This is a genomic window from Yersinia ruckeri ATCC 29473 (assembly GCF_000754815.1).
Taxonomy (GTDB): Bacteria; Pseudomonadota; Gammaproteobacteria; order Enterobacterales; family Enterobacteriaceae; genus Yersinia; species Yersinia ruckeri.
Window position 1 is genome coordinate 2,717,793 of sequence record NZ_KN150747.1, and the last position, 9,026, is coordinate 2,726,818.

Genomic DNA, 9,026 nt, shown 5'->3' on the forward strand with positions numbered 1-9,026 from the left:
ATCAATGATTATGTATAAATACATTCGGAGAATTGCCAAAATGCCTCGTGTTTCGTCGTCATTATTTCGTACTTCATCCTTGAGTCTGGCCATCGCCTGTGCCATTCCTTCTTTCGCTTATGCAGCGCCCCCTACGCCGATGGATACCACGGCAACCGCAGCCCCGGTAAAGAAAAAGGCCGCTCATCACAACGAAACCATGACCGTTGTCGCCACCGGCAACGCCCGCAGCAGTTTTGAGGCTCCGATGATGGTCACGGTGATTGAAGGTGACACGCCACTGAATCAAACTGCAGGCACCTCCGCCGATATGTTGCGCCGAATCCCCGGCATCAGTATTTCCGGCACCGGTCGCACTAACGGTCAGGATGTCAGCCTACGTGGCTATAAACGAGCCGGTGTCCTTACGCTGGTTGATGGTATCCGTCAGGGAACCGATACCGGCCATATCAATAGTACCTTCCTCGACCCGATGCTGGTTAAGCAGATCGAAGTCGTCCGTGGCCCTTCTGCTCTACTGTATGGCAGCGGCGCATTGGGGGGCGTGATTTCCTACCAGACGGTCGATGCCGCAGACTTGTTGACGCCGGGCCAGCAGAATGGTTTCCGTGTTTTTGGCCTGGGCGCTTCCGGCGATCATAGCTTGGGCATGGGGGCATCGGCCTTTGGCCGTACTGATAATCTGGACGGGTTGCTGTCTTTCGCTACCCGCGATGTCGGCAATATCAAACAGAGTAACGGTTTTGATGCACCGAATGATGAGGCTATCAGTAACATGCTGGCCAAAGGCCACTGGGCAATTGATGATAACCAATCATTAAGCACCAGCCTGCGTTATTACCATAACCGCGCCCGTGAACCGAAAAATCCACAAACGCCGGTCATCGCTCCCTCCACCAAGGACCCGATGACGGATCGTTCCACGACCCAACGTGATACACAACTGCGCTATAACCTCAACCCACAAGGGCAGAATTGGCTAGATGCCACCGCCACCGCTTACTATTCCGACGTCAATATTGATGCCACCACCGTCGGTACCGGTTTTGAGGGTCGCGAGCAGAAAACCGGCGGCGGAAAATTGGAAAACCGCACACGCCTGTTCACCGACAGCGCAGCGGCACACTTGCTGACCTACGGTACTGAGGCTTACCGTCAAGAACAAACACCTAGTGGCGTCAGCGAAAGTTTCCCGCAGGCCAAAATCAATTTTGCCTCCGGCTGGGCCCAGGATGAAATTACCCTACGCGACCTACCGATCACCCTGCTAGCCGGAACCCGTTTCGATAGCTACAGCGCCAGCAGTCAGGGCAATGCGGATGTGGATGCTGACAAGTGGTCATCCCGTGGTGCCGTCACCGTGACCCCAACCGATTGGTTGATGCTCTTTGGCTCCTATGCTCAAGCCTTCCGCGCCCCCAGTATGGGAGAAATGTATAACGACTCCAAACACTTCTCTATACCTATTGGCGGTGGTCGTTTTATCACCAATTACTGGGTACCCAACCCCAATCTGCGACCAGAAAGCAATGCGACGCAAGAATATGGCTTTGGTCTGAACCTTGATGGCGTACTGGCGAGCAATGATAATCTGAAATTCAAAGCCAGTTATTTTGATACACAAGCCAAAGACAAGATCGAAACCCAGGTCAACAAGACCGCAATGACCACCACCTCTGCCAATATTGATCGAGCCAAAATCTGGGGATGGGATGTCAGCACAGAATACCAAACCGACTGGTTTGGCTGGAATCTGGCCTATAACCGCACTCGTGGCAAAAATCTGGCAACCGGGCACTATCTCGACAGCACCAACCCGGATACCGTGACCAGCGCACTAAATATTCCTATCGCCGCAACCGGTTTTTCCGCTGGCTGGGTGCTGACGCTGGTTGAAAGCAACAACCTGGTCACCGCCACCACTAAAAAACAGGCTGGCTACGGCGTCAATGATTTTTATATCAGTTATCAAGGCCGTGATTCCTTCAAGGGGGTCACCACTAGCGCCGTATTAGGTAACGCTTTCGATAAAGAATATTACACACCGCAAAGCATTCCACAGGATGGTCGTAACGCCAAACTGTTCGTCAGTTATCAGTGGTAACCGGCCGTTAGCTGTGTGTTATCGACTCTAGTCGGCATGAGTTTAACTGCAACTGGCTCATGCCATTTTTCCGTAGGAGAGAATGAATGTCATCAAAACTGTTTACCCAATATGAGCAAGCCAAACTCGAACATCCCGATAAATTCGCCCGCGATCTGGCTGCCCTGCTTGATGTTAGTGAAGCCGAACTGACCCATGCCCGCGTCGGTCAGGGTGCCGAGCGTTTGAATGTTGATGCCCGAACCCTGCTGACCCAATTGGAATCTGTTGGTGTCACCAAATCGATTACCCGCAATGATTTTGCGGTACATGAACAAGTAGGTCGCTACCAGAACCAACATCTGAACGGCCATGCCGGTTTGATTTTGAATCCGCGCGAATTGGATCTACGCCTATTCCTTGGCCAGTGGGATAGCATCTTTGCTTTACGCGAAACCACCAAACACGGCGAGCGCTTCAGCTTCCAATTCTTTGATCTACAGGGTAATGCTGTTCATAAAGTGTATAGCACTGATGAAACCGACATGGCCGCTTGGCAGGCACTGCTAGAACAATACCGCACCGAACATAACCCAGAAATCACGATTCAGCCGAAAGTGGATCAGGCCGAAGTGACACCAAATGACAATCACCAGCAAATCGACGAAGAATGGCGCGCGATGACTGATATTCACCAGTTCTTCCAACTGCTGAAACGTCATAATCTGAGCCGCCAACAAGCCTTCCGCGCCGTCGGTAACGATCTAGCTTATCAAGTGGATAACTGCGCATTACAGCAAATTCTTGCTGCGGCCAAAGAACAGAAAAACGAGATCATGATTTTTGTCGGCAACGGAGGTTGCGTACAAATCTTCACTGGCGTAATTGAACGCATCATGCCGCACACCGACAAAGCCGCGCCATTCCAGCAATGGATTAACGTTTTCAACCGGCACTTCACTCTACATCTGATTGAAAGCGCGATTGCCGAAAGCTGGATCACGCGTAAACCGACCAAAGACGGTTTCGTTACCAGTCTTGAACTGTTCGCCGCTGATGGCACCCAGATCGCACAACTGTTTGGCCAACGTAGCGAAGGACAACCGGAGCAAACCGAATGGCGCACGCAGATCTCCGCACTGGCAGCAAAGGATCTCGCCGCATGAAAAACTGGCTTCTGGCATTAACATTGGCGCTGCCACTGACGAGTGTCGCCGCCGAACGCATCGTCACTATTGGTGGTGATGTTTCTGAAATTGCCTACGCCCTCGGTGCAGGCCCAGAAATGGTTGCACGCGACAGTACCAGCCTAACGCCTGCCGCCATTCGTTCCTTACCTGACGTGGGTTATATGCGCCAGTTGAATGCCGAAGGCATCTTGGCCATGAAACCCACCTTGATCATTGCCAGCGAACTGGCTGAACCTTCATTGGTGCTCAAACAGTTAAGCGACAGCGGCGTAAAAGTGGTGAAAATCCCCGGCGACACCACGCCAGAAGCCGTACCTGAGAAAATCGCATTAATCGCGGCCGCTGTGAATAACGCCGACAAGGGTCGCCAACTGAGCCAAACCTACCGGCAAAAACTATCATCGGTAAACCGTTCGCTATTGCCGGTAAAAATTCTATTTGTGATGAGTCATGGCGGTGTAGCACCGATGGCAGCTGGCCAGCATACGGCGGCCGATGCCATGATTAAAGCCGCCGGGGCAAGCAATGCCATGCAGGGTTTTCATCGTTACCGTCCATTATCACAAGAAGGTGTGATTGCCAGCGCGCCCGATCTACTGTTGCTGACCACCGACGGTGTCAAATCGCTCGGTGGCATTGATAAAGTCTGGCAATTATCCGGGCTGGCATTAACGCCAGCCGGTCAACATCAGCGCGTATTAATTCTTGATGATATGGCGCTGTTGGGCTTTGGACTGGCAACACCGGATGCCTTGCACAAAATACGTGCCGCTGCGGAGCAGAGTGAATGAGACGATACCTGCCACCCGGTTATGCCCTGGGCGGCCTGCTGACGTTGTTAGTCGTATTGGCGATTTTCTCCGCCAACACCGGCGCACTGACGCTATCTTTCAGTACCTTGTGGCACAGTTCGCTGGATGATACCTCATGGCAAATCTGGCTGAACATTCGCTTACCGCGCATTCTGTTAGCCATTGTGGTCGGTTGCGCTCTGGCAACGTCTGGCGCGGTGATGCAGGGCCTGTTTCGTAATCCGCTGGCCGATCCTGGCCTGCTGGGTATCAGTAGCGGTGCCGCGTTATTTGTCGCCGTCGTTATTGTTCTGCCGGTGAGTTTACCGAGCGTACTGGCATTCTACGGCCATATCATTGCGGCCTTTGTCGGCAGCCTGCTTATCTCGCTGCTGATCTTCTCACTGAGTCGTTTCGGTCACGGCAATTTATCCCGCCTGTTGCTGGCCGGTATTGCCATCAACGCACTGTGCATGGCCTCTATTGGCGTACTGAGCTACCTCAGTAGCGATCAGCAACTGCGGCAATTTACCCTATGGATGATGGGCAGCCTGAGCCAAGTTCAGTGGCCAACGCTGTTGATCGCCGCATCGCTGATACTCCCTGCCTGCATCGCCACACTATTTCAGGCGCGTCAACTCAATTTATTGCAGTTGGGTGATGAAGAAGCCCATTATTTGGGCGTCAATGTTCAGCGCACCAAGCTGCGATTATTACTGCTCAGCGCCCTGCTGGTCGGTGCGGCGGTTGCACTCAGCGGCTTTATTGGGCTGGTTATTCCTCATCTGATTCGCCTGCGTTTGGGCGCCGACCATCGCTGGTTACTGCCGGGTGCCGCATTGGGTGGTGCCTGTCTGTTACTGACTGCGGATACCTTCGCCCGTACGCTGGTGGCACCGGCGGAAATGCCGGTCGGGCTGATAACCAGCCTGATTGGCGGCCCGTACTTCTTATGGCTGGTTTTACGTCAACCGGAGCGCGCCCGTGGATAACCGTACTGATACTTTTCCTACTGATGAACCGCTATTACTGGATGCACAAAACCTGTGTTTCAGCGTCGCAGGCCGCACCTTGATTCAGGATGTCTCTTTGCAGATTCGCAGCGGCGAGATGGTGGCGATTATCGGCCCCAATGGCGCGGGAAAATCAACGCTGATGCGGTTGTTGACCGGTTATTTGAACACCAATAGCGGCGATTGTCAGATGCTGGGAAAATCCCTATCAGCCTGGTCGCGGCAGCAATTGGCTAAAACCCGAGCCGTGATGCGTCAGTACAGTGACCTGAAATTTCCGTTCAGCGTGGAAGAAGTGGTGACGATGGGGCGTACGCCGCACGGCAAACTTGGGATGAAAGAAGCGGTGCAGCAAGTGATGGAACAAACCGGTTGCACCCCACTGGCGCAACGGGATTATCGGCAGTTATCCGGTGGCGAGCAACAACGGGTTCAATTAGCGCGGGTACTGGCTCAGCTATGGCAGAAAAAACCCACGCCCCGCTGCCTGTTTCTTGATGAACCGACCTCGGCGCTGGATCTGCACCATCAACAACACAGCTTGCGGCTACTGCGCCAGTTGACGCTGGAACAACCGCTGGCGGTATGCTGTGTCCTGCACGATCTGAATCTGGCCGCACTGTATGCAGATCGGATCCTCTTGCTGCATCAGGGGCGATTAGTGGCAGCAGGAACACCACAGGAAGTGCTGCATACCGATATTCTCACCCGTTGGTATCAGGCAGACTTAGGCGTTTATTGCCATCCTGAAAATCAATTACCACAGGTCTATTTACGCCAGTAATATTCCCCGTCGAATCCGACCCACGCGACATGATCTTTACCTCATGCTGCGTGGTTTTTTCCAGCGCTTAATGAGTATCAGCTGGAGCAGGAAATATCTAAATGCTTGCCCCAATCCGGGGGCAAGGCGGCCAAGTCCTCATTGTCGGCATTATCAGCAAACGGCTGCTGTAATGCCAAATGCAGGCGTTTCAGAACGCTAACATCCTCTTGTTCTGCCCGCTCTATTGCCTGCTGAGCCAGATAATTACGCAGAATCAACGCAGGATTAACCGCTTTCATCGCCTGCTGGCGCTGGGCATCATCCCTATTCTCCTGCTGTAAGCGCAGACGATAACGCCTATACCAGCCATCAAATGCCTCACGATCAATAAAATCATCCCGCAACGGCGATTGCGCCGATAGCTGTTCAACCTGACTCAAACGACGGAACGTCCGGCTATAATCCTGTTTTTCTTTCTGCATCAAACTCAGCAAATCGGTGAGTAAATCGTTATCTTGCTTTTCCGCAGTAAAAAAGCCCAATTTGGCACGCATTTGCTGACCGTAAGCAGCCATCAATGTGGGTTCATACACATCCAACGCTTGTTGCAGCTCGCCGGAGGTCAGTAAGCCAGACAACGACTGCCCCAGCCGATGTAAATTCCAATAAGCCACCGCCGGTTGGTTATCAAATGCATAACGTCCCTGATGGTCTGAATGGTTACAGATATACTCTGGCTGATATTCATCGAGAAAACCGAACGGGCCATAATCCATAGTGATACCCAGAATCGACATATTATCGGTATTCATCACGCCATGGGCAAAACCGAGCGTTTGCCAATGGGCGATCAGCCGCGCCGTTCTTTCCACAACATCGGTAAACCACGCCAGATAGACATGAGCCTGACCCACCCACTGCGGCCAATGGCGGGCAATAACATAATCAGCCAATTGCCGAACTTGATCCGGCTGCTGGCGATGATAAAAATGCTCAAAATGGCCGAAACGAACATGACTTTCAGCGACCCGCAACAGCATCGCTCCTCGCTCTGGCTGCTCGCGGAATACCGGATGTTCGCTGGTCACAATAGTGAGCGCCCGACTGGTCGGCACGCCCAAATAATGCAGGGCTTCTGAGGCCAGAAACTCGCGAATCACTGAACGCAATACCGCCCGCCCATCGCCCATCCGCGAATAAGGTGTCAGACCGGCACCTTTCAGGTGCCAATCGAGTTGTCGCCCATCACTTAATTGCTGTTCGCCAAGGAGGATCCCGCGCCCATCACCCAACTGTCCCGCCCAAACACCAAACTGATGGCCGCTGTAGACCTGCGCCAACGGATCCATCCCCGCCAATAACTGCTCACCGGTCCAGACACCGGTTTTCTCACCGCTAAACCAGCTAGCATCCAGCTCCAATTCACTGGCCAGAGACTCGCTGTAATACAGCAAGCGCGCACCGCTTAGCGGCGTCGGTGATAATCGAGTATAAAAACCCGCTAATTGACGCGCATAACTGTTATCAAAATGAGGCATTATTTCAGTTCCTCAACCAGCCAATGGCGTAGCTCTCGTAACTCCGCCTGAGAGTCGGGAAAATCCTTTAGCAAGCCTTGGCACACACCCGCCACCGCCTCCGGGCGATAAGCGACACCGGGCAAACGTTCAGCCAAGGTTTCCAGCGGCGTGGGATTCATACTGTCGGTAAAAATCTGGCAACGCTCGATCTCACCGCGCAATACGTCGAGATGAAATTCAACACCGCCCCACGGGAAACGGCTATCCATTTGGTGGTTAAACGCAGGTGCTTGACCAAAGTTCCATTCCCAACTGCTTTGTCTGGCAAACTGCTCGCTGAATCCCGGCATATCCGGTAATGCTTGTGGAGAAATAATCTCTGCCGGTACCTGTTCGCCATAGTGAGCAAAAAATGCCTGCTCAATGGCGGCACAAACTTTATCGTGGTCGAGACCTGGCACCGATTCCACCAGATTGGCGACGCGGGAGCGTACCGAGGAGATGCCCTTGGCCTGAAGTTTTTTGGGATCGGGATTGAGGTAATCGGCCAGGCGGCCAAGATTGGCATTCAATAACAGCGTGCCGTGGTGAAAACCACGATCTTTGGTTTCCTTATAGGCCGAACCTGAAACTTTACGCTCGCCTTCCGGGCTAGTCACCACTAAATCATTACGACCTGACGCCGTAGCCTGAATACCCAACGAATCTAAGGCATTCAGAATAATGTGGGTAGAAATGGTTTTATCGTACTCGGGCTTGCTGGCCATAAAGGTAAAACAGGTATTACCGAGGTCGTGAAACACGGCACCGCCCCCGCTGCTGCGACGCGCCAGCTTGATACCATCGGCGGCCATTCGCCGCGTATTGCACTCTTTCCACGGGTTCTGTGCGCGACCGATAACAATGGTATTGTCATTACGCCAAAGGAAAAGCACCCGCTGATCCGGCGACATTTGGCGGAAAATACAGTCTTCAACGGCCAGATTAAACCACGGATCGTAGGAATCAGAAATGAATAAACGCAGGGATGGCATCGCTCGCTCCGCACCAGAATAAACAGCCAATAAGATAACATATTTAGGCTATTGATCAGTGGCTAGATGCGGCGAGCCTGCCAGTAAACCCGTTTCCAGTAAACATTTTCCAGCGACGAGCGAATCACCCCTTTACTGGTGGAGGCATGAATAAATTCGTCATTGGTATCGTAGATGCCAACATGTAAACCATTCTCTCCACTACCGGTTTTGAAGAAGACCAAATCCCCCGGCATCAGTTCATCACGAGAAACTTGGGTACCGAGTGAAGTTTGGGCGGCGGTAGTACGCGGAAGCTGCACATCAAAACGATCGCGGAAAGTACGATAAACAAAGCCAGAACAATCAACACCCCGTTGGTCCAGACCGCCATATTGGTAAGGCGTGCCTTGCCATTGGCGCAATTGTTCTTTCAGTTGTGCCACCACCACTATCGGGTCAGATAAGTGACCGCTGGGCGCCGGCGCTCTGCTGCTACATCCGGCAAGAATAAGACTGGCCAGAAAAATCCAAAAACGCATCCGCATAGATCTCTCACCGAAAGTCAGGCCTGGCCGGTTTATCCGCGAGGGAAAAAACGAAACACCAAGCTATCTTGCTGTATTTATCGGACTAATCTATCTACCACT

Annotated in this window: 8 protein-coding genes; 5 read left to right on the forward strand and 3 right to left on the reverse strand. The window is 52.7% G+C overall.

The genetic code is table 11. The features are described from left to right. Nucleotides 1-40: 40 nt before the first annotated feature. From DJ39_RS12075 to DJ39_RS12095, 5 genes are all read left to right on the forward strand, one after another. Nucleotides 41-2,104, forward strand: a complete 2,064-nt coding sequence (locus DJ39_RS12075; RefSeq protein ID WP_038242675.1) for a TonB-dependent hemoglobin/transferrin/lactoferrin family receptor — start codon at nucleotides 41-43, stop codon at nucleotides 2,102-2,104. A gap of 86 nt (nucleotides 2,105-2,190) precedes the next feature. After that, nucleotides 2,191-3,249: a hemin-degrading factor gene (locus tag DJ39_RS12080; RefSeq protein WP_004717684.1), complete on the forward strand. Its 1,059-nt coding sequence runs from the start codon at nucleotides 2,191-2,193 to the stop codon at nucleotides 3,247-3,249. Next, on the forward strand, nucleotides 3,246-4,064 hold the full coding sequence (locus DJ39_RS12085) for a heme/hemin ABC transporter substrate-binding protein (protein ID WP_038242676.1): 819 nt from the start codon (nucleotides 3,246-3,248) through the stop codon (nucleotides 4,062-4,064). The genes DJ39_RS12080 and DJ39_RS12085 overlap by 4 nt, the downstream gene beginning before the upstream one ends. Beyond that, a complete protein-coding gene (locus DJ39_RS12090; RefSeq protein ID WP_038251409.1) occupies nucleotides 4,061-5,056 on the forward strand; it encodes a FecCD family ABC transporter permease in 996 nt (331 codons plus the stop codon). Before DJ39_RS12085 ends, DJ39_RS12090 begins: the two co-directional genes overlap by 4 nt. 37 nt (nucleotides 5,057-5,093) lie before the next feature. Then, on the forward strand, nucleotides 5,094-5,861 hold the full coding sequence (locus tag DJ39_RS12095; RefSeq protein ID WP_038242775.1) for a heme ABC transporter ATP-binding protein: 768 nt from the start codon (nucleotides 5,094-5,096) through the stop codon (nucleotides 5,859-5,861). A gap of 77 nt (nucleotides 5,862-5,938) precedes the next feature. On the opposite strand, the gene DJ39_RS12100 is transcribed toward DJ39_RS12095, so the two are convergent. From DJ39_RS12100 to DJ39_RS12110, 3 genes are all read right to left on the reverse strand, one after another. Next, nucleotides 5,939-7,381: a protein adenylyltransferase SelO gene (locus DJ39_RS12100; protein WP_004717692.1), complete on the reverse strand. Its 1,443-nt coding sequence runs from the start codon at nucleotides 7,379-7,381 to the stop codon at nucleotides 5,939-5,941. Continuing rightward, the gene (lplA, locus tag DJ39_RS12105; RefSeq protein WP_038242680.1) at nucleotides 7,381-8,397 is read right to left on the reverse strand and encodes a lipoate--protein ligase; all 1,017 of its coding nucleotides are present in this window, start codon (nucleotides 8,395-8,397) and stop codon (nucleotides 7,381-7,383) included. The genes DJ39_RS12100 and lplA overlap by 1 nt, the downstream gene beginning before the upstream one ends. A 62-nt stretch (nucleotides 8,398-8,459) precedes the next feature. After that, a complete protein-coding gene (locus DJ39_RS12110) occupies nucleotides 8,460-8,924 on the reverse strand; it encodes a C40 family peptidase (protein WP_004717693.1) in 465 nt (154 codons plus the stop codon). Between the last annotated feature and the right edge of the window lie 102 nt (nucleotides 8,925-9,026).